21 protein-coding genes are annotated in these 24,642 nt (G+C 67.2%); 13 read left to right on the top strand and 8 right to left on the bottom strand.

What is annotated here, in order from left to right; all coding sequences use genetic code 11:
* Window positions 1-5 precede the first annotated feature (5 nt).
* Window positions 6-1,508, top strand: a complete 1,503-nt coding sequence (locus tag ACOZ4I_RS09945; RefSeq protein ID WP_423999047.1) for a CoA-acylating methylmalonate-semialdehyde dehydrogenase — start codon at window positions 6-8, stop codon at window positions 1,506-1,508.
* A 168-nt stretch (window positions 1,509-1,676) separates the two neighbouring features.
* Here the strand turns inward: ACOZ4I_RS09945 and ACOZ4I_RS09940 are convergent, their stop codons facing one another.
* The gene (locus ACOZ4I_RS09940) at window positions 1,677-2,474 is read right to left on the bottom strand and encodes an HpcH/HpaI aldolase family protein (RefSeq protein WP_423999045.1); all 798 of its coding nucleotides are present in this window, start codon (window positions 2,472-2,474) and stop codon (window positions 1,677-1,679) included.
* Window positions 2,475-2,824: 350 nt separating this feature from the next.
* Here ACOZ4I_RS09940 and ACOZ4I_RS09935 point away from each other — a divergent pair, with 350 nt between their 5' ends.
* The 3 genes from ACOZ4I_RS09935 (at window position 2,825) to ACOZ4I_RS09925 (ending at window position 6,201) form a co-directional block, all read left to right on the top strand.
* On the top strand, window positions 2,825-4,060 hold the full coding sequence (locus tag ACOZ4I_RS09935) for a mandelate racemase/muconate lactonizing enzyme family protein (RefSeq protein WP_423999043.1): 1,236 nt from the start codon (window positions 2,825-2,827) through the stop codon (window positions 4,058-4,060).
* A gap of 115 nt (window positions 4,061-4,175) precedes the next feature.
* Window positions 4,176-5,243, top strand: coding sequence for a 2,3-butanediol dehydrogenase (locus ACOZ4I_RS09930; RefSeq protein ID WP_423999041.1), 1,068 nt, complete (start codon window positions 4,176-4,178; stop codon window positions 5,241-5,243).
* A 25-nt stretch (window positions 5,244-5,268) separates the two neighbouring features.
* On the top strand, window positions 5,269-6,201 hold the full coding sequence (locus ACOZ4I_RS09925) for an EamA family transporter (RefSeq protein ID WP_423999039.1): 933 nt from the start codon (window positions 5,269-5,271) through the stop codon (window positions 6,199-6,201).
* A 27-nt stretch (window positions 6,202-6,228) separates the two neighbouring features.
* On the opposite strand, the gene ACOZ4I_RS09920 is transcribed toward ACOZ4I_RS09925, so the two are convergent.
* Together ACOZ4I_RS09920 and ACOZ4I_RS09915 are read right to left on the bottom strand one after the other, a co-directional pair.
* A complete protein-coding gene (locus tag ACOZ4I_RS09920; protein ID WP_423999037.1) occupies window positions 6,229-7,047 on the bottom strand; it encodes a sugar phosphate isomerase/epimerase family protein in 819 nt (272 codons plus the stop codon).
* 60 nt (window positions 7,048-7,107) lie between these two features.
* Window positions 7,108-7,911: an aldo/keto reductase gene (locus tag ACOZ4I_RS09915; RefSeq protein ID WP_423999035.1), complete on the bottom strand. Its 804-nt coding sequence runs from the start codon at window positions 7,909-7,911 to the stop codon at window positions 7,108-7,110.
* 219 nt (window positions 7,912-8,130) lie between these two features.
* On the opposite strand from ACOZ4I_RS09915, the gene ACOZ4I_RS09910 reads away from it, so the two are divergent.
* The 5 genes from ACOZ4I_RS09910 to ACOZ4I_RS09890 all read left to right on the top strand — a co-directional run bounded on the left by ACOZ4I_RS09910 (window position 8,131) and on the right by ACOZ4I_RS09890 (window position 14,589).
* Window positions 8,131-9,228, top strand: a complete 1,098-nt coding sequence (locus ACOZ4I_RS09910; protein ID WP_423999033.1) for a Gfo/Idh/MocA family protein — start codon at window positions 8,131-8,133, stop codon at window positions 9,226-9,228.
* Window positions 9,229-9,330: 102 nt separating this feature from the next.
* Window positions 9,331-10,584, top strand: a complete 1,254-nt coding sequence (locus tag ACOZ4I_RS09905; RefSeq protein ID WP_423999031.1) for a substrate-binding domain-containing protein — start codon at window positions 9,331-9,333, stop codon at window positions 10,582-10,584.
* 186 nt (window positions 10,585-10,770) lie between these two features.
* Window positions 10,771-12,396 (top strand): ABC transporter permease subunit, encoded by a 1,626-nt coding sequence (locus tag ACOZ4I_RS09900; RefSeq protein ID WP_423999029.1) that lies wholly within the window; start codon window positions 10,771-10,773, stop codon window positions 12,394-12,396.
* Between the two features lie 139 nt (window positions 12,397-12,535).
* Window positions 12,536-13,369 (top strand): ATP-binding cassette domain-containing protein, encoded by an 834-nt coding sequence (locus ACOZ4I_RS09895; RefSeq protein WP_423999027.1) that lies wholly within the window; start codon window positions 12,536-12,538, stop codon window positions 13,367-13,369.
* Between the two features lie 131 nt (window positions 13,370-13,500).
* A complete protein-coding gene (locus tag ACOZ4I_RS09890; protein WP_423999025.1) occupies window positions 13,501-14,589 on the top strand; it encodes a Gfo/Idh/MocA family protein in 1,089 nt (362 codons plus the stop codon).
* 58 nt (window positions 14,590-14,647) lie between these two features.
* Here ACOZ4I_RS09890 and ACOZ4I_RS09885 read toward each other — a convergent pair whose 3' ends face one another.
* From ACOZ4I_RS09885 to ACOZ4I_RS09875, 3 genes are all read right to left on the bottom strand, one after another.
* Entirely contained in the window at window positions 14,648-15,451 is an 804-nt protein-coding gene (locus ACOZ4I_RS09885) for a sugar phosphate isomerase/epimerase family protein (protein WP_423999023.1), read from the bottom strand.
* A gap of 126 nt (window positions 15,452-15,577) precedes the next feature.
* Complete coding sequence (locus tag ACOZ4I_RS09880; RefSeq protein WP_423999021.1) at window positions 15,578-16,396, bottom strand: sugar phosphate isomerase/epimerase family protein; 819 nt, start codon at window positions 16,394-16,396, stop codon at window positions 15,578-15,580.
* Window positions 16,397-16,913: 517 nt separating this feature from the next.
* Window positions 16,914-17,372, bottom strand: coding sequence for a universal stress protein (locus tag ACOZ4I_RS09875; protein ID WP_423999019.1), 459 nt, complete (start codon window positions 17,370-17,372; stop codon window positions 16,914-16,916).
* 238 nt (window positions 17,373-17,610) lie between these two features.
* On the opposite strand from ACOZ4I_RS09875, the gene ACOZ4I_RS09870 reads away from it, so the two are divergent.
* Both ACOZ4I_RS09870 and ppsA read left to right on the top strand, forming a co-directional pair.
* Window positions 17,611-18,774 carry an NAD(P)/FAD-dependent oxidoreductase gene (locus ACOZ4I_RS09870; protein ID WP_423999017.1) on the top strand — a complete coding sequence of 388 codons (1,164 nt, stop codon included), beginning with the start codon at window positions 17,611-17,613 and terminating at the stop codon, window positions 18,772-18,774.
* Window positions 18,775-18,866: 92 nt separating this feature from the next.
* Entirely contained in the window at window positions 18,867-21,164 is a 2,298-nt protein-coding gene (ppsA, locus tag ACOZ4I_RS09865) for a phosphoenolpyruvate synthase (RefSeq protein WP_423999015.1), read from the top strand.
* Window position 21,165: 1 nt separating this feature from the next.
* Here the strand turns inward: ppsA and ACOZ4I_RS09860 are convergent, their stop codons facing one another.
* Both ACOZ4I_RS09860 and ACOZ4I_RS09855 read right to left on the bottom strand, forming a co-directional pair.
* The gene (locus ACOZ4I_RS09860) at window positions 21,166-22,392 is read right to left on the bottom strand and encodes an iron-containing alcohol dehydrogenase family protein (protein WP_423999013.1); all 1,227 of its coding nucleotides are present in this window, start codon (window positions 22,390-22,392) and stop codon (window positions 21,166-21,168) included.
* Window positions 22,393-22,398: 6 nt separating this feature from the next.
* Entirely contained in the window at window positions 22,399-23,355 is a 957-nt protein-coding gene (locus ACOZ4I_RS09855) for a ring-cleaving dioxygenase (RefSeq protein ID WP_423999011.1), read from the bottom strand.
* 125 nt (window positions 23,356-23,480) lie between these two features.
* On the opposite strand from ACOZ4I_RS09855, the gene ACOZ4I_RS09850 reads away from it, so the two are divergent.
* Both ACOZ4I_RS09850 and ACOZ4I_RS09845 read left to right on the top strand, forming a co-directional pair.
* Window positions 23,481-23,672 (top strand): hypothetical protein, encoded by a 192-nt coding sequence (locus ACOZ4I_RS09850; protein ID WP_423999009.1) that lies wholly within the window; start codon window positions 23,481-23,483, stop codon window positions 23,670-23,672.
* On the top strand, window positions 23,669-24,514 hold the full coding sequence (locus ACOZ4I_RS09845) for a 3-keto-5-aminohexanoate cleavage protein (protein ID WP_423999007.1): 846 nt from the start codon (window positions 23,669-23,671) through the stop codon (window positions 24,512-24,514). The genes ACOZ4I_RS09850 and ACOZ4I_RS09845 overlap by 4 nt, the downstream gene beginning before the upstream one ends.
* Window positions 24,515-24,642: the final 128 nt, after the last annotated feature.

Genomic DNA, 24,642 nt, shown 5'->3' with positions numbered 1-24,642 from the left:
TACGTATGACGAGCAAGCAAGAGCAGTCGCCAGACGCGACTGCCGTCCCAGACACCGTAGACAGCTACGTCGGTGGCGAGTGGGTCTCGGTCGATTCAGACGAGGGCCAGCCCGTCGTCAACCCGGCGACCAACGAGACGCTGGCGGACGTGCCGTTCGCGACCGCCGAGGATGTCGACGAAGCCGTCCAGACCGCGAGCGAGGCCTTCGAGGAGTGGTCGCGCACACCGCCGGTCGAACGCGTCCAGTACATCTTCGACCTCAAGCAGGAACTCGAAGCGCGACAGGAGGACATCGCGCAGGCGCTGACGCGCGAGCACGGCAAGACGCTGAACGAGGCGCGCGGCGAGATTCGTCGTGGTATCGAGAACGTCGAAGTCGCCGCCGGCATCCCCAACATGCTGCGCGAGGGCAGCGGCAACGTCCAGGACGTGGCCAGCGGCATGGACGAGCACGCCATCCGACAGCCGCTTGGCGTGTTCACCGCGGTCACGCCGTTCAACTTCCCGGCGATGATTCCGCTGTGGTTCCTGCCCTACGCCGTCGCCACGGGCAACACGTTCATCCTCAAGCCGAGCGAGAAGGTCCCGCTCAGCTCCCAGCTCATCTTCGAGGCCGTCGACGCGGTCGACTTCCCGGACGGCGTCGTGAACCTCGTCAACGGCGGCGTCGACACGGTCACTGCCCTGCTGGAACACGACGACATCGAGGGCATCTCCTTCGTCGGGTCGACCCCCGTCGCCCAGCACATCTACCAGACCGCCGCCGAGCACGGCAAGCGCGTGCAGGCCCAGGGCGGCGCGAAGAACTACGCCGTCGTCTCCGAGGACGCCGAACTCGAGGACGCGGTCCCGAACGTCATCGGCTCGGTGTACGGCAACGCCGGCCAGCGCTGTCTCGCCAACGACGTGGTCGTCGGCGTCGGCGACAGCTACGAGCCGCTTCGCGAGGAAGTCCTCGACGCCGTCGACGACCTCACAGTCGGCAACGGCCTCGACGAGGACACCGACGTGGGCCCGCTCATCACGGGCGAGTCCGCGGAGCGCGTCAAGGGAATGATCGAGGACGCCATCGACGAGGGCGCGGACCTGGTCGTCGACGGCCGCGACTTCGAGCATCCCGACTACCCCGACGGGAACTTCCTCGGGCCGACGCTGCTCGAAAACGTCACGACGGACATGGACATCACCCAGACCGAGATCTTCGGCCCGGTGATGGCGCTGACCAAGGCCGACGACATCGACGAGGCCATCGAGATGGTCAACAGCACCCAGTACGGCAACGCCTCGTCGCTGTACACCGAGAACGGCGCGGAAGCCCGGAAGTACCGCTACGAGGTCGACGCCGGCAACATCGGCATCAACGTCGGCGTCTGCGCGCCGATGGGCTTCTTCCACTTCGGCGGGCGCAAGGACTCCTTCTTCGGGGACCTCCACGCCCAGGGCGAGGACGCCATCAACTTCTACACGGACAAGACCATCACCATCGAGCGCTACTACAGCCACTGAACTCCCGGCCACCGTAGCCCCAGCTCCACTACGTCGTCTCTCTTTGTTTCGCGCCTTCGGACCACGGTAGCCACCGGTCTCCGTCTCGGCGTCACGCCATGTCACGAACGACAGGCTCGCGGCCGTCGGTTCGCTGGTCGTCGAAGTCTGCGGACAGAAGTCGCGCGGTCAGTCGTCGGAGGCGGAGACCGGTTTGTCGAGCGCGTCGGCGTAGTTGTCGATGGCCACCTCGACGCTGTCCATCAGCAGGGCCACGTCCTTGCCCGCGATGAGGAAGTCGAAGCCCTGGTCGACCCGGGACTCGATGGCGTCGGCGCCGATGTCGGTCGTCAGCGTCCCGACGGGCACGTCGGCCGCGTGGCCGTCGTCGATGATCGACTGGACGGCCTCGTCGAACTCCGCCGAGTCCCACTCGGCGAACATTCCGAGCGAGCCAGAGAGGTCGGCCGGACCGACGAACAGCGAGTCGATTCCCTCGACGGCGGCGACCTCCTGGGCGTTCTCCATCCCCCGCTCAGTCTCGATCTGTGCGATGGTGAGGATCGACCCGTTGGCGCTCGTGACGTACTCCTCGAAGTTCTTCCCGTAGCGCGTCGCCCGGCTGCCGGCGATGCCGCGGATGCCGTCCGGGGGATACCGGAGCGAGCGGACGAGCTCTTCGGCCTCCTCGGCGGAGCCGACCATCGGGACCATCACGCCGGCGACACCGATGTCGATGACGCGCTTGAGCCGGACCGGGTCGTTCCACGGCACGCGGACGATCATGTCCGTGTCGCCGGGCGCGGCGTCGACGCCGCGGGCCATGCTCTCTATCGTCTCTAGGTCCATCGTCGTGTGCTCCATGTCGACGAGGAGGAAGTCCAGGTCGAGTTGAGCCGTCGCCTCGGCGATCGTCGGATGCCCGACCGAGATCCAGGTTCCGAGAGGGTTGTCGGCTGATTCGATTGCGTCTTTGATGTGGGTCATGTGTATCAGATCCTTGCCGCGACAGCCGGTGTCACGACCGACTAGTCTCGGCTGTCAGTCGAATTGTCTATGATGGTTATTCGGGTCAAAGCATAAAAAAATGCGGGTGCGCGTCGCACGCGGGGGCGGGGTCTCGGGACCGGCCGGACCGCCCACCTCATCGGAACTTATAACAGGACAAACGTATATATCGCAAACGATGCGATTCGGTATCGTCGGGTTCGGCGACTCCCGCGCGGAGACCCCGAACCGGACGAGGCCGAGTTGCCGAGACGGAACCACGGGCGGTCGCCTCGCGTTCCGACACACCCATCCCGTACCCGACCCAGGTGCGGACTGACACACAAACCATGTACGAAGACTTCGCATCCAAGCTCGCAGCGACGATGTGGGCCGACTTCGACGAGACGCCGCGCCGCGCGGACGGCCCACCGGCAGAGATCACCGACCTGAACACGCTGGTCATCGACGGGAACTTCCCGTGGACCATCGTCACCGTCGAGACCGACGAGGGCGTCACCGGCATCGGCGAGGCCTACCCCTCGCCCGGCGTCCACGAGATCATCACGGACTACCTCCGGCCCGTCCTGGTCGGGGAGAACCCGACAGACGTCGAACGGCTCTACAACCTCATGCGCGAGAGTCTCTCCGGGCGCGGCTCCCAGGAGGGCGTCGGCACCATCGCGATCAGCGGCGTCGAACTCGCCCTGTGGGACGCGACGGGCAAGCTGCTCGACCAGCCGGTCTACCAGCTGCTCGGCGGGAAGGTCCGCGAGGAAGTGGCCGTCTACGCCGACTGTCACGCCGGCGAGGCGATGGTCGAGTCCGCCGAGGAGGGCCAGGAGGACGAGACCTACGAGCCCGAGGCCTACGCGACGGCCGCGCGCGCCGCCGTCGAAGACGGCTTCGACATCGTGAAGTTCGACCTCGACGTGCCCTCGGGCCGCGAAATCGACACGCTGTCGCGTCACTTCGACCCGCCGGAGATCGACCACAAGCAGCGCGTCGTCGCCGCCGTCATGGAGGAGATCGGCGACGACGCCGAGGTCGCCGTGGACCTCCACTGGAACTTCAGTCCCGAGACGGCCGAGCGGCTCTGTCGCGCGCTCGAACCGTACGACCTCGCGTGGATCGAGGACCCGCTGCCGCCGGAGAACACAGACGCGATGCGCGAACTCAAGCGCCGGGTGAACGCGACCATCCTCACCGGCGAGAACCGCTACGGCCGCCACGGCTTCCGCGACCTCATCGAGGACCAGGCCGTCGACTTCCTCGCGCCCGACGTGCCGAAGACGGGCGGCATCGCCGAGACGAAGAAGGTCGCCGACATGGCCGAGGCCTACTACCAGGCGCTCGTCCCCCACAACATCGGCAGCCCGGTCGCCACCGCGGCGACGGCCCACGTCGGCGCGACGGTGCCGAACTTCGTCGCGCTGGAGTACCACGCCCGCGAGGTCTCGTGGTGGGAGGACCTGCTCGCGCGCGACGAGGACTTCATCCAGAACGGTCGCATCCAGATCCCCGACGCGCCGGGCCTGGGCATCGAACTGGACTGGGACGTCGTCGAGCAACACCGCAAGGAGTAACGCCGACCGCGCACGCTGGTTCGTTTTCGCGACCGTCCGATCGAAAGTGTTAGCACGCTTCCGGGAGAGTCGATAGACTGCACATGCAATCGAGTGACACAGCGGTGGGACAGCCATGAGAGCCGCGCGCTTCTACGGCGCGGGCGACGTACGAATCGACGACGTGGAGCCGGCCGCGGTCGGGCCGACCGACGTGCGAATCGACGTGACGGCCTGTGGCATCTGCGGCACGGACGTTCACGAGTACGAGCACGCCGAGTACACGCCGGCGGAGCCACACCCGCGGTCGGGCGCGAGCCGCCCCATCACCATCGGCCACGAGTTCAGCGGGACCGTCAGCGAGGTCGGCGACGACGTGACCAGCGTCGCGGTCGACGACCCGGTCGCCGTCCACCCGAACATCCCCTGTGGCGCGTGTCGCTACTGCGAGGACGGAGCCTACAACCGCTGTGCGGATGTCCTGGCGGTCGGTCTCCAGACCGGGGCCGGCGGCTTCGCCGAGGAGGCGGTCGTCCCCGCACAGCAGGTCCACCGGCTCCCCGCGGACGTGCCCGTCTGGCAGGGCGCGCTCGTCGAACCGCTCGCCGTGGGCCTCCACGCCGTCCGCCGGTCGGAACTGCGCACCGGCGACACCGCCGCGGTCTTCGGCTGCGGTCCGATCGGGCTGACCGTCGTCCGTGCGCTCCGCGAGGCGGGCGCGAAGCGCGTCTTCGCCTCCGAACCGAACCGCGCGCGTCGCGAGGTCGCGCTCGAACTCGGGGCGGACGCGGTCGTCGACCCCACGTCGGAGGACGCCGTGGCGCGAATCACGACCGCGACCGACGGCGGGGTGGACGCGTCGTTCGAGTTCGCCGGCGTCGCCCCGGCGGTCAACGCCGCCATCGAGAGCACGCGTCGTGGCGGCGGTGTGACCGTCGGGAGCATGACCAGCGGGACGACGAGCGTGGACCTCCAGCAGGTGGTCACGGGCGAGCGGACCCTCCGCGGCACCTACTGCTACGGCTTCCCGCCGCGGTCGACCCGGACGGAGTTCGACGCCGTCGTCGAGTCGCTTGGCGACGGCGACGTGGCCGCGGACACCTTCGTCACGCGGCGAATCGGGCTGGACGACCTCGTCGCCGAGGGCATCGAGGAACTGGGGTCCCCGGACACCGACCACGTCAAGATCCTCGTCGAACCATGACTGCGGTCGAACGCGCCGCGGAGCGATGGCGCTGCTGGAACTGAGCGCCGGACTGGCGCTGCTGGCGTCGGTGCTCTCCGCGCTCCAGTCGCTCTCCGTGGAGTACGGCCTCGACAACGGGTCGTTCCTGGAGGACCGGGAGCCGGCGCTGACGGCGGCGGTCCTCAGCATCGTCGTCAGCGTCGTCGTGTTCTGGGCGCTGCTGTTCGCGCGGGGCACGTCGCTCGCCGGCGTCGAGGCGCTGCAACTCGCCCCGTTCGCCCTCGCCGGCCTCGCCAACCCCGCGGCGTTCCGGCTGCTGTACTTCCGGAGCATCGACCGGATCGGCGCGCGCGTCTCGGCCGCGGTCGTCAGTGCGAACCCGGCCGTCGCCGCGATGCTCGCCCTGCCGCTGCTGGGCGAGCCGTTCACCGTCCTCACGGGCGTCGGACTGCTCTGTATCGTCGGCGGCGGGGCCCTGCTCCAGCTCTCGGGGACCGGGGCCGGCGAGTCCGGCGACCTCATCTCCGAGGAGCTCGGAGCGATGACGCCGAAAGACCTGGTCCTCCCGCTCGCCGCGATGGCGCTGCTCGGCTGTTCGTTCGTCCTCGTCAAAATCGGGCTCAACGCCTACTCGAAGCCGCTGGTCGCGACCGCGGTGGGACAGACGACCGCGCTCGTCGCGTTCGTCGCCCTCTTCGGCGTCTCCTCGGACTCCCGGCGGCGCGTCAGAATCCGTGACCGGACGGCGCTGCTGGCGTTCGTCCTTGCGGGGGTGTTCGTCGCCGGGAACTGGCTCGCCTGGTTCTCCGCGCTCCAGTTCGGGACCGTCGTGACCGTCGTCCCGCTCTCGAACGTCTACCCGCTGGTCATCGTCGCGCTGTCGTACGGGCTGGCCCGGCGCCTCCCGAAGTCGCCGCGGGTGCTCGCCGGAATCACCGCCATCGTCGCCGGGGCCACGCTGATGCAGTTGTCCTGAGCGGTCGGACGGCGAACGCGATTCGCCTCAGCGCCCCTCGCGGGCCGCCCGCCAGTAGTCGAAGTTCTCCTTGGCGTGGACGAGCGGCTTCTCCGTCTGGTTCTCGATTTCGATGGTGCAGTGGCCGTCGTACCCCACCGCCTGGAGCGCGTCGGACAGCCCCTCGAAATCCAGAATTCCCTCGCCGAGGTCGGTGAACGAGCGGAAGTAGTTGATGACGTTGTCGAGGTGGAAGTCGCCCTCGGTGAGGCTGTCCCGGACCTCGTCGAACCCAGTCGGCGGGGCCACGTCCTTGAGGTGGACGTAGGCGATGTCGTCGGCGAACCGCTCGACGCCGTCGGACACGTCACCCGCGGGAAAGTGCTCGCCGTAGGGGTAGTGGTGGGCCGAGTCCCACAGGAGTTCGAGGTCGTCGACGGCGTCGAGGAGCCGCCGGGTCTCGGCCGGGCGCTCGACGTGGGTCGCGCCGTGGTGGTGGACGAGCGGCGTCACGCCGACCGCGGTGGCTGCGTCGGCGAGGCGACCGAACCACTGCTTGACGGTCGCGTCGTCGTGGCGGTGCCGCTGTGGCGGGAGCAGCCCGACGAACTCGGCACCGAGGTCGGCGATCAGCGAGAGGTCGTCGGCCACGCGCTCGACCGCCGCCTCCGATTCAAGCCAGTCGCTCATGACGCAGTAGAGGTCCAGCCCCGTCTCGTCGAGCGCGCGCTCGACCGTGTCCGGGCCGGCGGCGCGAACCTTTCCGAGTCCGATCTCCGCGCCGTCGTAGCGACACGCGGCGATGTCTTCGAATCCCTGCTCGACCTCGGCGCTGTCGTACATCATAGTGGTGTATCCGGTACCCATACAGGCCGACTAGCGCGACGGGGAGAAAAACACCGGGGTCGGTTCGACGATTCGACTGGGCTACCAGGTCATCCAGTCGGGATCTTCACAGCGGTGGGTCCGTTCGATGGCGTCGATGCGCTCGATGTCCTCGGCGTCGAGTTTGAGGTCCAGCGCGCCGAAGTTGTCGCGGAGGTGGTCGACGGAACTCGTCCGCGGGATGGCCGTCACGCGCTCTTTCGAGAGGAGCCACGCGAGCGAGACGACCGGCTCCGAGACGCCGTGCTTCTCGGCGATGTCGGAGATCGGGGCCACGTCGAACACCTCGCCCTGGGCCAGCGGCGAGTAGGCCACGAGGTCGGTGTCGGTTCCGTCCAGGTGCGCTCGAATCTCGTCCTGCTGAAGCAGGGGGTGCATCTCGACCTGGAGCGCGTCGACGGGGCGGTCGAGCAGGTCGTCGGCGAGCAGGAGGTCGTCGACGGTGTAGTTGCTCACGCCGAGGGTGTCGATCCGGTCGTCGTCGACGCGGTCGGCAAGCACCGGCAGGACCGTCTCGATGTCGTCCTGACCGCGCGGCCAGTGGTGGTACAGCAGGTCGATCCGGTCGAGGCCGAGCTTCTCGAAGCTCTCGTCGACGGCCCGCTCGACGTACTCGGTCGTCTTCTCGGGCTCCTCGAAGTGCGCCACTTTCGTCGCGACGAAGAGGTCGTCGCGGTCGACGTCCGCGGCGGCGATGGCCTCGCCGACCTCCTCTTCGTTCCCGTAGAGCCGGGCGGTGTCGATGTGGCGGTAGCCGTGTTCGATGGCCGTTTTGATGGTCTCGACGCCGTGTGCGTCGGTCAGCGTGTACGTCCCGAGTCCGAGCCTCGTTTCGCCTTCGAGCATACCAGCGCGTACAGATGCGAGTGGTAAAGTGGTACCGGCTTCGGTGAGTCGGCCGCCCGGAGGCTCCAAATCTTTATCTCGCGGGCTACCGAGACTTCATCCGATGTGCGCAGAGTTCCACACTGACGGTGTTCGCCGTCACTCGAACGTGTCAGCAGAGAACAGCTCGTGGGGCAGGCCACCATCCGCGCTCGCTCGCGGCAGGATCGAGGTGACCGCATGACTCTCGACGTCGGCTTCCTCGGCTATCGATTCATGGGCAAGGCTCACGCGAACGCGCTCGCCCGACTCCCGATGTTCTTCCCCGACGCGCCGGCGACCAACCGGGACGTGCTCGTCGGGCGCAACGAGGCGGCGGTCAGCGACGCGGCGGACCGATTCGGCTTCGACCGGGTGGCGACGGACTGGCGCGACGTGATCGACGAGGTGGACGTGTTCTACAACCTCGGCCCGAACCACGTCCACGCCGAGCCGACCATCGCGGCCCTGGAGTCCGACGTTCACGTCATGTGCGAGAAGCCGCTCGCGCCGGACATCGAGACGGCTATCGAGATGCGCGACGCGGCCCGCGAGAGCGACGCTATCGCCGCGACGGGGTTCAACTACCGCTACGTGCCCGCGCTTCAGTTGGCCAAGCGACTGGTCGATGCGGGTGAACTGGGCGAGATCTACCGCCTCAAGGGCCGATGCCTCCAGGACTGGCTGGCCGACCCGAGTCTCCCCTGGAACTGGCGCTGTGACGCCGGGGTGTCCGGCACCGGCGTCGTGGGCGACGTGGGCTCGCACACCATCGACCTCGCGCGCTGGCTCGTCGGCGATATCGACCGCCTCAGCGGCTCGCTCGTGACGCAGGTCACCGAGCGTCCGGATCCCGACGGCGACGGGACACGGCCGGTGACGACCGACGACGAGTACTCCGCGCTCGTCGAGTTCGAGAACGGCGCGGAGGGCGTCCTCGAAGGCTCCCGTATCGCCACCGGGCGGAAGGCGGACAACGCAATCGAGATTTACGGCTCCGAGGGCGCGCTGAAGTTCTCGCTCCGGCGGCTGAACGAACTTCAGGTCAAGGGAGCAGACGACCGCGGCTACCAGCAGGTCCTGGTGACGGACGACGACGACCCGTACATGGACCGCTGGTGGCCGGCGGGTCACATCGTCGGCTGGGAGCACACCTTCGTCCACGAGAACTACGAGTTCCTGTCGGCGGTCGCGGACGGCGAGCGGCACCGACCGGACTTCGAGGACGGCGTCGCGGTCCAGCGCGTCGTCGAGGCCGTCCGCGAGAGCGACGACCGCGGCGAGTGGGTCCGGGTCTGAGCGCTCGCGCTCCCGCTCGGGGGAGTCGGTCGTCGCCGATTGGGCGAATTATGGGTGATTAATAGAAATGTTTATCTGTGTGTTCTCTAATGTGGTAGGTGTATGCCTGACGGTAACGCACCCGACCATGGAGACGACATCGTGTCGATCGACCTCGGCGTCTCGCGTCGTAATCTGATGAAACAGATGAGTGCAGTCGGCCTCGCGGGCGGCCTGTCGGCGCTCGCCGGCTGTGGCGGCCTTCGCTCTGACAGTCAGACGCCGACCAGCGAGGAGACGGAGAACGACGGCGACGGATCCGGCGGCCAGAGCGACGGCGGCGGCGGTTCGAGTTCGTTGCCTGCTGCGCTCCGGGTCCCGCTCGTCCCCCCGCCAACCGCCGACAGCATGGACCTCTCGAACCCGACCCAGGAGGACCGCGAGATGGTGTTCGTCACCCACGTCGTCGACGAGTTCATGACCGGCATCATCGTCGGGATGAACGACGCACTGCACAACATGGGGTGGTCGGGCGAGTTCATCGGACCGTCGAGCCACTCCCCGGCCCAGCAGATCGAGACGCTCAACACGACCGTCTCGCGCCTCCGAAGCGGGCAAGACGCGCTCGCGACGAGCATCCTCAACAAGGACCAGTACACGGGGCCGATCCAGAACGCCATCGACAACGACATTCCGGTCGCCTCGTTCAACACGAGCGTCTACGCCGGCCAGTTCAACGAGATGATGGAGACGTTCGGCACCGTCATCCCCTACATCGGCCAGAAGTTCGTTCCGGCCGGCGTGGCCGTCGGACTGACCGGCTACGAGCGCGCCAAGGAGAAGGTTGACGGCGAGATCGTCGCGCTACCGACCACCTCCGCGCCGGACCACCCGGCGCTCTCCGCGCGAGGCGAGGGCATCCGCATGGCACTCGAAGCGCAGGACGACGTTCGAGTCCTCGATACGCTGAACGTCAGCGGGGACCTCTCGCAGGCGATCAACCGCGTGGACACGAAGTACAGCTCCTCGCCAGACATCAACCTCATCCTCGGGACGGCCCTGCAGGGCGCCATCGCCGGCGGCCGCCTCGTGGAGAACAACAGCCTGCAGGGCGAGATGACGGTCGGTGGCTTCGACCTGCCCGAACCAACGCTCGAAGGAATCGGCAAGGGAACCATCGACTTCACCGCCGGACAGGACCCCTACAGCCAGGGGAACATGCCCGTCAACATGATGTGGAACTACATGGAGCGTGGCATCCCGATGAAGGACTTCAACACCGGCATCTCCGTCATCGACCAGTCGAACCTCGAGTTCGCCCGGCGCCGCTCGGGGTCCTGGGGCGCGCTGCAGAGCTGGCAGGACAGCAACTACTGACCACCGATCACCGGCCCATCAGTTGGCATTCGCCGGTGACGACCCGCAGACCCCCTTCTCTCCCCGTTTCGGGGACCGGTAACGGACCGATACCGCTGCGTGCGCGGCGGCGGTCCTCGTCGCGACCGCTCGTTCAACCTTCACAGATACCAATGTTTTATAATTGATGACGACAACCGTCACTGTATGGCAGAGGTCGACGCCTCGGTATCAAGAGACAGCGGACTAGGCAACGTATCGAGACTGTTACAGAGCCGGGAAGTCGGGGCGATACTCGCGGTGAGTGTCCTCCTGGTCCTCGGGACGGTCGTCCGGGCGGACGTGTTCCTCAGCGCCGACAACCTCGTCGGCATCGTTCGGAACACGGCGGTCACGGCGATCATCGGCTACGGGATGACGCTGCTGATGGTGTCCGGCGAGTTCGACCTGTCGGTCGGGTCGCTGATGGCCGTCTGTGGCGCGCTGGTCGCGACGATGTACGGGACCGGCTACCCCATCCTGTTCGTCGTGCTGCTGGTGCTCCTGTTCGCGGGGTTGTACGGGCTGTTCCAGGGGCTGATGATCACCAAGCTGGGACTCCCCTCGCTGATCGTCACCATCGGGACCCTGACCCTGCTACGGGGGGCGAACCTCGTCATCCTGCAGGGCCAGACCGCGACGATTTCGAGCGACAACTACCCGCGGCTCATCTACTACATCGGTGGCGTCGCGGAACTCGGACAGGGACCTGCCCTGCTCAATCAGTTCCCGATACAGATCGTCTGGACCATCGCGTTCCTGCTTCTTGGCTACTACGTCCTCAACAAGACCGCCTTCGGCTACCGGGCGATGTTCACGGGCGGGAGCAAGGAGAGCGCGACCCGGACGGGGATCAAGACCGACCACGTCAAGATTATCAACTTCATGCTGGTCGCGCTGCTGGCGGCCTTCGCCGGCATCGGCCAGCTCGCGTTCACGCAGGCCGTCTCGCCGTCGACCGGCCAGGGCACCGAACTGATCGTCATCGCGAGCGTCGTCATCGGCGGGACGAACCTCTTCGGCGGCGAGGGCTCGATGCCCGGCACGTTCCTCGGCGCGCTCGTGTTCGCGCTCACGCAGAACATCCTCGTGCTCGCCGGCCTGGGCGTTCGCCTGTTCCAGGTGTTCACGGGCATCTTCATCATCTCGGCCGTGCTGATAGAGGTGCTGAGCCGTGACGTCCGCATCGAGTACCTGACCGAGGAGTACATCGACCCGATCACGGACCTCGCCGACGACGCGGAGTCCTTCTTCGAGTACGTCCGCAGCGACGTGCAGGGCATCGACGAGCCGCTCATGTTCGCGACCATCGGGACCCTCATCCTGACGCTGGTGACGCTGGTCGCCATGACCGTCGTCGACTTCGCGGTCGGCTGGGGCTTCTCGTTCACGATCGTTCGGCCGGGCGTCGCGGCCCTCGGGACGCTCCCGCTGGTCACGTTCATGATGATGGCCGGCCTCATCCTGCTGTCGACCGTCTTCCTGCACGCCGGGGTGAAGGCCGTCGGGACCCGACGGGACTTCGACACCACGCTCCAGGGCGTGATCTACAGCTTCGCGCCGACGGTCCTGCTGTTCGTTCCGATCCTCCTCTCCGGATGGAGCTTCCTCACGCCGCTCGTGCTCGGAACGGCCGCGCTCGTGTTCCTCCCCGCGCTGTACCTGCTGTACCGGTCGACGCGGGTCCTCCACGAGTTCGGCGGACGGGACGCGGCGCTGTCGGTCGCGACGATGGTCGTCCTCTGGGCGCTGGTCGCCGCCTTCACGCTGACGCAGGTCTCGGGCGTCAACTGAGCGGCGGTCGCTTTTCCGTCTCAGCGGTCACGGTCACAGTCACTGAGCGTCGCGAACACCCGATACAGACGCTCAGCCACATCCCAAGTGGACCCCGTAACCCACCACATTTATGATGGTGGATGCCGAGATTTGTACCATGTCAAAGGCAGACGAGTCCACGGTAAGTACTGACGTGAGCACCGCCAGCGCGTCGAAGACGGACGACGACACGATCCTCTCCGTCGAGAACGTCTCGAAGCACTACGGCGGCGTCGTCGCCCTGGAGGACGTGTCGCTCTCTATCAAGGAGAACGAGGTGCTGTCGATCGTCGGCGACAACGGGGCCGGCAAGTCGACGTTCATCAAGCTCCTCTCGGGCGTCATTCCCGCCACCTCCGGGTCGTTCCACATGCGCGACCCGGAGACCGGCGAGATGGAACACATCGTCCTCGAGTCCCCGTCGATGGCCAAGCGGGCGGGCATCGAGACCGTGTTTCAGGACATGTCGCTCTCGCTGCAACACGACGTGGCCTCGAACGTGTTCATGGGCCGAGAGCCGCTGAAAGGCGGCCTCTCTGGGAAGCTCTTCCGGCGGATCGACCGCGAGTACATGGAGGAGCGGTCCATCGAAGCGCTCGACGAGATCGGCTTCGAGATCGACCCACGGGCCATCACCGAGGAACTCTCCGGCGGGCAACAGCAGGCCGTCGCGGTGGCCCGCGCGCTCATCTCCGACCCACGGGTCGTCATCCTCGACGAGCCGACGGCCGAGGTGTCCGTCGAGGGGTCACAGAAGATCCTCGACCTGATCGAGGAGCTCCAGGCCTCCGGGAAGACGGTCATCTTCATCACGCACAACCTCCAGGAGGTCTTCGACGTGGCCGACCGCGTGGCCGTGCTCCGCTCGGGTAACCTCGTCGCGGAACTGGACAACGACGGGACGATCGACCGCGAGGATCTCGTCGGTCGGATGACCGGCGCCATCCAGTAACGCCGTCCCGCAGTCCCGACTCGTTTTTCGTCTCGCTGCCCGTTTCAGCGGCCAGTCCGTCGTTCGCTGCGCGTCAGTTCGCCTCGCCGAGGGAAACCTATTTGTGACCGTCTCCCGCAGTTTCGCACGTCATGAGAGTAGGGATGATCGGAGCAGGGAGTATCGCCCAGATAATGCACCTTCCGTACCTCGCGGAGCTTCCCGGCGTCGAAATCGAGGCGCTGGCGGACCCCGGCGAGAACACGTCTGAGACGCTGGGCGACCGGTACAACGTCCCCAACCGCTACCAGGACAGCGAGGCGCTCATCGACGAGCAACGAGAGAATCTCGACGCGGTCGTCATCGCCACGCCGATGCAGACCCACGCCGACCTCGCAATCGCCGCGCTCGAAGCGGGTCTGCACACGTTCGTCGAGAAGCCGATCGCGGTCACGCCCGAGGACGCGGAGCGCGTCGTCGAGACGGCCGAGAGCGCCGACGCCGAGTGCATGGTCGGCTACATGAAGCGCTACGACCCCGGCTTCCAGCGCTTTGCCGAACTGGTCGACGACCTCGACCAGATCGACCTCGCGACCAGCGTCGTCATCCCGCCGGACGTGGGGGCCGTCCTCGAAGACACGTACGACCTCGTCCAGGCCGACTTGGACGACGCGTTCATCGAGGAGAGCATGGCCGCTCGACAGCGACAGTGCGCCGAGGCCATCGGGACAGACGACGAGACGCTCGGGCGCGCCTACGGCTATCACTTAGAGAGCATCTGTCACGACGTGAACGCCCTGCGCGGCGTGTTCGGCTCCGTCACGGGCATCGACCACGTCGACGTGTTCAACGGCTGGAAGTACCTGACGGCACAGCTCCGCTACGAGGGCGACCTCCGCTGCATGCTCGAATCCGGCGCGACGGACCGGCTGTGGTACGACGAACGCATCCAGGTGGACGCGCCGGACCGCTCCGTCTCCATCGGCTTCTCCAACGCGTTCATCAAGAACACGCCGGCCGACGTGCGCGTGAAGCAGGGCACGGAGGAGACCACGGAGACGATACACACGCCGTCGTACGACGAGGCGTTCAAGCGGGAACTCGAACACTTCGCGCGCTGCGTCGAGGGCGACGCGACGCCGCGGACGACGCCGACCGACGCGCAGCGAGACGTGGAACTCATCGCCGACCTGTTCCGCGAGTTCGAGGGCAACGCCCTCGTCGGCGACGCACGGACGTAACGCTCCGCGCTCGGTTCGCTTCCTGAAAAGAACACTATCGGACCGCTTCTGATGCCGCTCAGCGCCCGGTGACCGACCGCAGGTGGTCGATGTTCTCCTTCGCGTGGACCAGCGGGTGGTCCTTCTGGTTCTCGATCTCGATGGTCCGGTGGCCGTCGTAGCCCACCGCGTCGAGGGTCTCCGAGATCTCTCCGAAGTCGAGGACGCCCTTGCCGAGGTCCGTAAAGGCCCAGATGTAGTTCACGATGCTGTCGTAGTCCTTCTTGCCGGCGGTGAGGTTCTCGACGTGCGTCTGGAACTCCGCGGGCGGGTCGATGTCCTTGAGGTGAACGTAGGCGATGTCGTCGGCGAACCGCTCGATGCCCTCCGCGACGTCGCCGTACGCGTAGTAGTGGGCGGTGTCGAACAGGAGTTCGAGGTTGTCCGGTCCCTCGTCGAGCCAGCGGCGAATCTCCTCGGGCTGTTCGACGTGCGCGCCGCAGTGGTGGTGGACGACGGGTGTCACGCCGGCCTCGGCCGCGGCGGTCCCTATCCGGTCGAGCCAGTCGGCGAACGTCTCGTCGTCGACGACGCCGCGAGGCGGCGGGAGGATGCCGAGGAAGTCAGCGCCGAGCGAGCCGGCCAGCCCCGCGCCGTCGACGGCCGCTTGCAGGTCCGCCTCGGTGTTGAGCCAGCCGGCCATGACGCAGTACAGGTCGAGTTCGTACTCTTCGAGCAGGTCGTTCAGTTTCGCTTCGCCGATGGCCTCCGCCTTGCCGAGACCGATCTCGACGCCGTCGTAGCGGCAGGCCGCGAAGTCGCCGATGCCCTCGGAGACGACCGCCTCCGAGTCGTACATGATGGTCGCGTATCCGGTTCCCATACGGGTACACCTCACACGGGCCAGGGACAAAACGTTTTGTACACGAGCCGGCGCACCAGTGATCGAGAGCCGGACTGCCTCGGACGCACGGACCTGCAGACGCGCGAGGAATGACCGACGATGCGCTTACTGCCCGGTGATCGACCACCAGTAGTCGAGGTTCTCTTTCGCGTGGATGACCGGCGGCTTGTTCTGGTTCTCGACCTCGATGGTGATGTGGCCGTCGTAGCCGATCTCGTCGAGCGCCTCGTGGACGGCGGCGAAGTCGATGACGCCCTCGCCCAGGTCGGTGAAGGCGTCGTAGTACAGGAAGACCGTGTCGAGCTTGAACTCTCCCGCAGAAATCGCTTCGACGAGGTCGTCGAAGTTCGCGCCCGGAGCAACGTCCTTGAGGTGGACGTACTCGATGTCGTCGGCGAATCGGCGAACGCCGCCGGACACGTCGCCGTCGGCGCTCTCCGGGTCGTAGGGGAAGTGGTGTGCCGAATCCCACAGGAGGCCGAGATTGTCCGGCGCGCGGTCGAGCCACTCCTCGATTTCGTCGAGTTGCTCGACCTTCGTCCCGCCGTGGTGGTGGAGGACGGGCGTGACGCCGGCGTCGGCAGCGGCGTCGCAGACCTCGCCGAGCCAGCGCTCGAAGTCGTCGTCGTCGGTCGTGCCGCGATGGGGCGGGAGGATGCCGAGATACGGCGCACCGAGGTCGGCCGCGGTCTCAGCGCCGGCCGCGATACGGTCGGCCGCCCCCTGCGTTTCCAGCCACTCGCCCATCGTGCAGTAGAGGTCGAGGTCGTAGGCGTCCAGTTGTTCGGCGAACGCGTTCGCGCCGACGGCCTCGATCTCGCCCAGGCTCGTCTCGACGCCGTCGTACCGGCAGGCGCCGATGTCCGCGAGTCCGTCGAGCAGCGATTCCTCGCCGTACATGATAGTCGTGAATCCGACTCCCATACGACCTACCACATCCCAGATCGATATATAAATTGGGGAACGCCCCCGGCGGCGCGCACCACGCTCGATGACGCCGCTCCTCGCTCCGCTCCACCAGTCGACTCACAATAGCACCTGAGCTATCCGGCCACTTTGTTCGCGTACGACGAACGATAATCGCTCCCCGCGAATGAAGTCCGCGGTTTCGACGGCGTGGTGGTCGCGGCCGGCTCCATTCGTGCGAATTTCTCTCACTCCGTTCGCACTGTCCGAACGATCGATTCGAGTGAAATAACATCCGTACTCGTGTTACTTCAAAAGTTCGACGGCAGCTACCAGTGTCTATGCAATCACACGACCTTCGAGCACGGCGCCACGTCACATCGACCTCCGTCGATCCGTCCGAGGCCCCGCCTATCGTTCGGGTGCGGCGAACGAACGGTCATGCTCGGACCGAGAGCCCGTCTCGATGCGTCTCGGATGGCTTCGTTCTGGAGTGCACGATTCCGACTGGAGAACGACGTGCGACTGAGTCGATTTACTCCCGCTGGACGTACGTCACCGGGCAGTCCGCGTTCAGGAGTATCTGCTGTGCGTGGTCGCCGAATATCGCCTTCCCGGCCGGCGAGCGCCCCGCACCGCCGATGAACAGCTGGTCGATGTCGAGTTCGTCCGCGACACGGACGACCTCCGTTTCGGGGTTGCCGACGGTACCACGGATCTCGTAGTCGATTCCCAGTTCGTCGAGGCGGCCCGCCGGCGTCCTGACGCCTTCGTGTCGCGACGCCATCTCGTCCGGCTGGAGCGCCCCGGAGGTCGGGTCCAGGTCGAGGTCCTCCATGAGCTGATCGTACTCGTCGTTCGTGAAGACGTGCACGAGGTACACCGTCGCGTTCGTCGGTCCGGCGACCGCAATCACGCTTTCGAGCAACCGCTCGACGTGGTCCCGGTCGTTCGGTCCGACTGCGAGCATGACGTTGTCGATGGTCTCCGACATGGTTCCAGTGTTCGGTCACGACTCCATTAACTGTTGTGCCTCCCGCTGTCAGTCGCTCAGTTCGCCGGCGACGGTCGTCACCCCGGCCGCAATCGCGTCCCCGTACATGGTTAGTCACGGGCTTCCCACCTGAGCGAAGTCGTAGGCGGTTCCGAACCGGCGGCGACGCCGGGACGGCGTGCCGAATCCGTGGCCGGATTCCAAAGGCTTTGTATCGGTTGCCGTCGCAGGAGTTCCCATGACGGAGAACGTAGTAGTACTCGGAGCAGGATATGCAGGCGCTGGTGCGATCGCCAGCTTGGAAGCGGAACTGGACGGGGAGGCAGACGTGACGTGGATTTCGGACACGGACTATCACCTGGTGCTGCACGAGTCCCACCGGTGTATCCGGGACCCGAGCGTTCAAGAGAAAATTGCGATTCCGGTTCACGAGATCAAACAGCCCTCGACCTCGTTCATCCAGGACGAGGTCGTCGACATCGACACGGAGAGCCGTGAAGTAGAGCTGGCCGATTCGGAGTCGATCGAGTACGACTACCTGCTGGTGGGGCTGGGCTCTCAGACCGCCTTCTTCGGCATCGAGGGCTTAGAGGAGTACGCGCTGACGCTGAAGAGTCTGGACGACGCGCTGGCGATCCACGACGCGATTCAGTCGGCGGCGCGGGAGGCCTCGACGAACGACCCGGCGCAGGTGGTCATCGGCGGCGCTGGGCTGTCGGGCATCCAGACCGCGGGCGAGGTGGCGGAGTTCCGCGACGAGCACAGCGCGCCGATCGACATCCACCTGGTCGAGGGGCTGGACCAGGTGCTGCCCAACAGCGATCCGGAACTGCAGGGCGCGCTGCGCAAGCGCCTCGAAGAGCGCGACGTGAACATCAAGTGCGGGGAGTTCATCGGCGAAGTGGACGAAGAGACCGTCTACATCGGCGACGAGGACGAACTGGACTACGACGTGCTGGTGTGGACCGGCGGCATCACGGGCCGTGACTGCGTGGCCGACGTGGACCTGGACAAGGACGAGCGCAACCACCGCATCCACGCGGAAGGCACGTTCCAGACCGACGACGAGCGGGTCTTCGCCATCGGCGACTCCGCGCTGATCGACCAGCCTGGCGACCAGCCCGCGCCGCCGACCGCCCAGGCTGCCTGGCAGGCCGCGGAAGTGGCCGGCGAGAACCTCGCGCGTGCGGTGCGCGGCCAGCCGCTGACGACCTGGACGCACAAAGACAAGGGAACCGTCGTCTCGGTGGGCGAGAAGGCCGTCGCCCACGACGTGATGAACATCCCTGTCGAGACGTTCGGCGGACTGCCGGCAAAAGTGCTGAAGAAAGGTATCGCCGCACGCTGGATCGCGGACGTGACCGGAGTCGGCCGGGCCGCCAAGGCCTGGCCCGACATGTAATTCGGCTCTCGGCACCGTTCTCGAACGGCTTCGGCGCGCCGCTAATCGGGGAACCCATACATTCATACTATTCGATCCAGTGTAATTGGACAATGCCAGTAGCTTGGCTGAACGCAGTCAGCGGGAGTGACATCGATACCGCCGGCGGGAAGGGGGCGTCGCTGGGCGAACTCCGCGGCGCCGGCTTGCCCGTCCCGTCGGCGTTCATCGTCACGGCCGACACGTATCGCACGTTCATCGACGAAGCGGGCATCGCCGAGGACCTGTTCGAGGCCGTCGACGTGGACAGCGAGGACTCGACGGCCCTCGCATCGGCCGAACAGCGCGCCCGCGAACTCATCATGAACACCGAGTGGCCCGACCCCGTCCGGGAGACGATTCTCGACGCCTACGGCGACTTCGGCGACGACCCCTTCGTCGCCGTGCGGTCGTCCGCGACGGCCGAGGACCTCCCCGACGCCTCCTTCGCCGGCCAGCAGGAGACGTTCCTGAACGTCGACCGCGAGGACCTACTGGACCGCATCAAGCGCTGCTGGGGGTCGCTGTTCACCCAGCGCGCCATCTACTACCGCGACGAGCAGGGCTTCGACCACGAGGCGGTCGACATCGCCGTCGTCGTCCAGCGGATGGTCGACGCGGAGAAATCGGGCGTCATGTTCACGAGCCATCCGTCGACGGGGGACGCCGAAATCGTCGTCGAGGGCGCGTGGGGCCTCGGCGAGGCCGTCGTCTCCGGCTCCGTCTCGCCCGACAACTACATCATCGACAAGGAGAGCGGCGAGATCGAGGACGTGACCGTCACGACGAAGAAGACCAAGTGCGTCCGCGATGCGGCCACCGGCGAGACAGTCGAGAAGGCCGTCGACGAGGCGCGGCGGGACGAGCGCGTCCTCGACGGGGCCGAACTCGACGAACTCCGGCGGGTTGGCAGACTGGTCGAGGAACACTACGGCGACCCACAGGACGTGGAGTGGGCCATCGTCGACGGCGACGTGTTCATGCTCCAGTCCCGTCCCATCACGACCATCGACGAGTCGACGAACGGCGCGGCGTCGCAAAACGGCGACAGCGACGGCGAGATTCTCGTCTCCGGCCTGGGCGCGAGCCCGGGGACCGTCTCCGGACGCGTCCGCTCGGTCGGCAAGCTCGACCACCTCGATGCGGTGACCGACGGTGACGTCATCGTCGCCGAGATGACGACGCCGGACATGGTCCCGGCGATGAAACGCGCGGCCGCCATCGTGACCGACGAGGGCGGGATGACGAGCCACGCCGCCATCGTCTCGCGCGAACTCGGTGTCCCCGCGGTCATCGGCGCGGAGTCGGCGACGGCGACGCTGGCCGACGACCAGTACGTGACCGTCGACGGTGACAGGGGGACCGTCGTCGACGGCGCGGCGACCGAGGCGGAACTGCGCGACGGGGAGTCGCCGTCGGCCGAATCCGGCGGTGCCGGCGGGTCCGCCGGGGCAGCCGGCTCGGGTCAGGCGAACGCCCCGAAGCCGATGACGGCGACGGAGGTGAAGGTCAACGTCTCGATTCCGGAGGCCGCCGAGCGGGCCGCGGCGTCGGGGGCCGACGGCGTCGGCCTGCTGCGCATCGAGCACATGGTGCTGTCGCTGGGCAAGACGCCCGGGAAGTACGTCGCCGACCACGGTGAGCGGGCGTTCAGACAGGAGATCATCGACGGCATCCGGACCGTCGCCGAGGCGTTCTATCCCCGGCCCGTCCGCGCGCGGACGCTCGACGCGCCGACCGACGAGTTCCGCCAACTTGAGGGCGGCGAGGACGAGCCGACCGAGCACAATCCGATGCTCGGCTACCGCGGCATCCGCCGGAGCCTCGACAAGCCGGCGGTGTTCGAACTCCAGCTGGAGGCGGTCCGCCGGCTCCACGAGATGGGCTACGACAACGTCGAACTGATGTTCCCGCTGGTGACCGACGCGGAGGACGTGCTGCGGGCGAAGTCGCACATGCAGAACGTCGGTATCGACCCGGACAAGCGCCGCTGGGGCGTGATGATCGAGACGCCGGCGAGCGCCCTTTCCATCGAGGAGATCGTCGACGCGGGCGTCGACTTCGTCTCCTTCGGGACGAACGACCTCACGCAGTACACGCTGGCGGTCGACCGGAACAACAGCAACGTCGCGGACCGCTACGACGAACTGCACCCGGCGGTCCAGACGCTGCTGACCGACGTGATCGAGACGTGCCGGGCGAGCGACGTGGACACGAGCATCTGCGGGCAGGCGGCCTCGAAGCCGGCGATGGTGCAGTCTTTGGTCAACGCCGGTATCACGTCGCTGTCGCCGAACGTCGACGCGGTGCGGGACGTGCAACACGAGGTCAAGCGCGTCGAGCAGAAGCTCCTGGTCGAGACCGTCCGCTGACCTACCAGGCCGAGCGGAGCACGCCTTCGAGGTCGTCGGTCGTCGGGTCCAGCCCCGGCGGCGCGTTCGCCATGAACGAGTCCGCGAGCACGGCGTCGGCGACGGCCGGGAACGCCTCGCGGTCCGGGCCGTCCACGTCGCGGAGTCGCGTCGGGAGCGACAGCGCAGTGGCGACTGCTGCCACCCGGTCGACCACCGCGGCGGCCGGGTCGTCGGCGTCGCCGACGCCGAGCGCGTCGGCGAGCAGGGCCCGCCGGCCGTCGACCCGCCCGAACAGGTACGAGAGCGCGTGCGGGGCGACGACCGCGTGGGCCGCGCCCTGCTGGACCTCGTACGTACGAGTCAGCCCGTGACCGAAGGCGTGAATCAGCGAGAGCGTCGTCCCGTCGGCCCGCGAGATGCCGTACTGGACGAGCATGACGCCCTGCGTCAGCGCGCGGTACACCCACGGCTCCTCGGTCCCGTCGCCGTACGCCAGCAGCCCTTCGGTGAGCAGTTCGAGACCGCGCGAGGCCGTCGCGTCGGTGATCGGCGTGGCGTTGGCGGCGTACAGCGTCTCGACGCCCTTGTCGAAGCCGTTCATCGCAGAGGCGGCGAGGACGGCTCGCGGCGTCGTCGCCACCAGCTCGGGGTCGTAGCAGACGGCGGCCGGCATCAGGTCGGGGTCGCCGACGCCGCCGCTGGCCGGTTCGTCGACCGGACAGGTGTCGGGGGCCGCGGTGACGCCGGCCACCGAGGAGAGGTCCGCGCCGGCGAGCGTCGTCGGGACGGCGACGACGGGCGGCAGCCCCGCGTCTGGGACCGGAATCGTCCCCGTGTCGACGAGCGCGCGACCGACGGCGTGGGGGTCGCGGTCGGTGGCGGCGAGGACGCTGACGATCTTTGCCACGTCGAGGCTGCTCCCCCCGCCAACGGCCACGAGGCAGTCGGCGTCGGCCGCTCGATAGGCGTCCAGGCCGTCGGAGGCGGTCCCGAGGCGCTTTTCCGGCGTCGTCTCCGCGAAGACACTGGCGAGGCGGTCGCCGAGGCCGTCGCGGATGGGGTCCATCACAGCCGCCGTCTCGCCGACGGTCGACCCGCAGACGACGAGCGCGCGGTCGCAGTCGTGCGCAGCGAGTTCCTCACCGAGCGACGCCGCGCTCCCGGGGCCATACCGGAGCACGGCCGGGTCGTAGTCGAACCGGAACGGCGCGGCGAGGTCCGCGCTGGCTGGTGCGTCGCCGAGCATCGCGACTCAGTCGTCCCCCTCGGGGTTCGGCCCGTCGAACGGGGGCAACTGTCGCTCGATGGCGTCGCGGTCAGGCTCCAGTTTCTCCGGGAGCGTCAGCCGCGAGCCGAGGTCGTTTTGGTCCTCGTCGATGGTGAATCCCGGCCCCATCGTCGATATCTCGAACAGGACGCCGCCGGGTTCTCTGGCGTACAGCGCGTGGAAGTACGTGCGATCGATGATCGGACTCGGCGAGATACCGCGTTCCTGGTACGCCTCGCGGTAGCCCTCCAGTTCCGCAGTGTTCTCCGCCCGGAATGCGACGTGGTGGACCGTCCCGACGCCCATCCGTCCGCGTTCGAGGTCCGTCTCGACCAGATCGACGACCGAACCGGGGCCGTCGGACGCACTTCGGTAGCGGCGACGGCCGTCCGCGGTTGTTTCGTGGGCGTATCCAAGCACGTCCGTGAGCACTTCAGCCGTGGGTTCGACATCACTGAGTGCCAGCGTGACGCCGTGGAAGCCACGGAGCTGGTGTTCGGCCGGGACCGGACTGGCGTCCCACGGGACGGCGTCCGACGGCGCGTCGGTCGCGACGAGTTCGAGGGTGATACCGTCCGGGTCCTCGAACCGGAGGACGGTCTCGTCGAACCGTTCGGTCCGCGTCACGTCCACGCCGCGGTCGCCGAGGCGGTCGAGCCAGTAGTCGAGGGAGCCCTCGTCGACGAGGTACGCCGTCGTCTGGGTCTGGCCGGCACCGAAGGTCCCCCGCCGGCCGGCGTCGGTCCACGGGAAGAACGTGACGTTGGTCCCCGGCGTCCCCTCGCCGTCGCCGTAGTAGAAGTGGTAGGTCCCGGGGTCGTCGTGGTTGACGGTGCGCTTGACGAACCGGAGTCCGAGCGTCTCGACGTAGAACTCGGCGTTGCGCTCCGGGTCCCCGGCGATCGCCGTGACGTGGTGGAGTCCGCCCGCGTCTGGTGGCATACCCACGAGTACGGAACCCACGGTTGAGTAGCTTTTCTCACCCCCGCGTCACCGGTGGACGCCTGTGTTACTACGTCACCGGAGGCAACTGAAGCGTTAACACGACTTGTCTCGTATCATCTGACATGGCCTGCCCCTATCTCGAATACCGCGACGCCGACGGGGACGCGTCGTTCGACCACGAGCGGGCGTACTGCACCGCGACGGCGTCGTTCGTCCAGCCGATGCGGGCCGACATCTGCAATGACCGCTACGACCTCGATCACGAGCCCCATTGCGAGATCTACCGCGCCCACGCAGAGGTCGGGGACTCGTGAGCTACGACGACTACCTCGCCGAGGAATCGATGATCGTCACCGCGGCGCTGACCGGCGGTGTCCACGGCAAGGAGGCGAACCCGAACCTCCCGGAGACGCCCGAAGAGATCGGGCGAGCGGCCGCCGAGGCAGAGGCCGCGGGCGCGTCGGTGGTCCATCTCCACGCCCGCCGGCCGAACGGCGAGCGCTCGTTCGAGACGGCGCGGTTCCAGGAGATCGACGACGCCGTCCGCCGGCACACCGACGACGTGATCATCCAGCACTCGACCGGCGGGACGGGCGCGCCCGACGACGTTCGCCACCGGCCGCTGCGGACGGACCCGCCGCCGGAGATGGCGTCGCTCGACATGGGGCCGCTGAACCGCTACGACCGCCTGACCAGCGAGAACACCCGCGCGCTGGTCGACTCGCTCCACGCCGAGATGGTCGACCGCGGCATCAAGCCGGAACTGGAGGTGTTCAACGACGGCCATCTGAACGAGGTTCACAGCCTGCTCGACCGGCGCGACCTGGCCGACCCGGTGTACGCCACGCTCATCTTCGGACCGGGGACGCTCGCCCCGCCGACGCCGGCGAACTTCCTCAACGCCATCGACAATCTCCCGGACGGCGCGCTGTTCAACACGCTCGGGTTCGGCCGCCACCAGTTGCCCTTCGCCACGATGGGTGCGCTGTTCGGCGGCCACGTCCGCGTCGGCCTCGAAGACAACGTCTACTACGAGCGCGGCGAACTCGCGGAGAGCAACGCCCGCCTCGTCGAGCGCGTGGTGCGCGTGGCCGACGAACTGGGCCGCCCCGTCGCCTCGACGGCGGAGGCGCGGTCGATTCTGGGACTGTCGTGACCGAGTGCTGGGGAACAAACGCAGATCTGGTCAGACTTTTGCCAATCCTTCCGCTGTATACATCGAATCGCCCGTCGTATTTCCGAGTATGGTTTCAATCCTGCCCAATTGCCAGTATAATATAGTAA

The organism is Haloarcula salina, from assembly GCF_049603855.1.
GTDB lineage: Archaea > Halobacteriota > Halobacteria > Halobacteriales > Haloarculaceae > Haloarcula > Haloarcula salina_A.
This window is presented reverse-complemented; position numbering and strand designations above follow the sequence as displayed.

What these genes read in the sequence shown, in the direction of transcription:
- ppsA (WP_423999015.1), top strand. Translation starts at nt 18,867, where the DNA reads ATGCCAGTAGCTTGGCTGAACGCAGTCAGCGGGAGTGACATCGATACC.
- ACOZ4I_RS09860 (WP_423999013.1), bottom strand. Translation starts at nt 22,392, where the DNA reads ATGCTCGGCGACGCACCAGCCAGCGCGGACCTCGCCGCGCCGTTCCGG.
- ACOZ4I_RS09930 (WP_423999041.1), top strand. Translation starts at nt 4,176, where the DNA reads ATGAGAGCCGCGCGCTTCTACGGCGCGGGCGACGTACGAATCGACGAC.
- ACOZ4I_RS09880 (WP_423999021.1), bottom strand. Translation starts at nt 16,396, where the DNA reads ATGGGAGTCGGATTCACGACTATCATGTACGGCGAGGAATCGCTGCTC.
- ACOZ4I_RS09925 (WP_423999039.1), top strand. Translation starts at nt 5,269, where the DNA reads ATGGCGCTGCTGGAACTGAGCGCCGGACTGGCGCTGCTGGCGTCGGTG.
- ACOZ4I_RS09855 (WP_423999011.1), bottom strand. Translation starts at nt 23,355, where the DNA reads ATGCCACCAGACGCGGGCGGACTCCACCACGTCACGGCGATCGCCGGG.
- ACOZ4I_RS09900 (WP_423999029.1), top strand. Translation starts at nt 10,771, where the DNA reads ATGGCAGAGGTCGACGCCTCGGTATCAAGAGACAGCGGACTAGGCAAC.
- ACOZ4I_RS09910 (WP_423999033.1), top strand. Translation starts at nt 8,131, where the DNA reads ATGACTCTCGACGTCGGCTTCCTCGGCTATCGATTCATGGGCAAGGCT.
- ACOZ4I_RS09940 (WP_423999045.1), bottom strand. Translation starts at nt 2,474, where the DNA reads ATGACCCACATCAAAGACGCAATCGAATCAGCCGACAACCCTCTCGGA.
- ACOZ4I_RS09890 (WP_423999025.1), top strand. Translation starts at nt 13,501, where the DNA reads ATGAGAGTAGGGATGATCGGAGCAGGGAGTATCGCCCAGATAATGCAC.
- ACOZ4I_RS09945 (WP_423999047.1), top strand. Translation starts at nt 6, where the DNA reads ATGACGAGCAAGCAAGAGCAGTCGCCAGACGCGACTGCCGTCCCAGAC.
- ACOZ4I_RS09895 (WP_423999027.1), top strand. Translation starts at nt 12,536, where the DNA reads ATGTCAAAGGCAGACGAGTCCACGGTAAGTACTGACGTGAGCACCGCC.
- ACOZ4I_RS09915 (WP_423999035.1), bottom strand. Translation starts at nt 7,911, where the DNA reads ATGCTCGAAGGCGAAACGAGGCTCGGACTCGGGACGTACACGCTGACC.
- ACOZ4I_RS09850 (WP_423999009.1), top strand. Translation starts at nt 23,481, where the DNA reads ATGGCCTGCCCCTATCTCGAATACCGCGACGCCGACGGGGACGCGTCG.
- ACOZ4I_RS09905 (WP_423999031.1), top strand. Translation starts at nt 9,331, where the DNA reads ATGCCTGACGGTAACGCACCCGACCATGGAGACGACATCGTGTCGATC.
- ACOZ4I_RS09885 (WP_423999023.1), bottom strand. Translation starts at nt 15,451, where the DNA reads ATGGGAACCGGATACGCGACCATCATGTACGACTCGGAGGCGGTCGTC.
- ACOZ4I_RS09870 (WP_423999017.1), top strand. Translation starts at nt 17,611, where the DNA reads ATGACGGAGAACGTAGTAGTACTCGGAGCAGGATATGCAGGCGCTGGT.
- ACOZ4I_RS09920 (WP_423999037.1), bottom strand. Translation starts at nt 7,047, where the DNA reads ATGGGTACCGGATACACCACTATGATGTACGACAGCGCCGAGGTCGAG.
- ACOZ4I_RS09935 (WP_423999043.1), top strand. Translation starts at nt 2,825, where the DNA reads ATGTACGAAGACTTCGCATCCAAGCTCGCAGCGACGATGTGGGCCGAC.
- ACOZ4I_RS09875 (WP_423999019.1), bottom strand. Translation starts at nt 17,372, where the DNA reads ATGTCGGAGACCATCGACAACGTCATGCTCGCAGTCGGACCGAACGAC.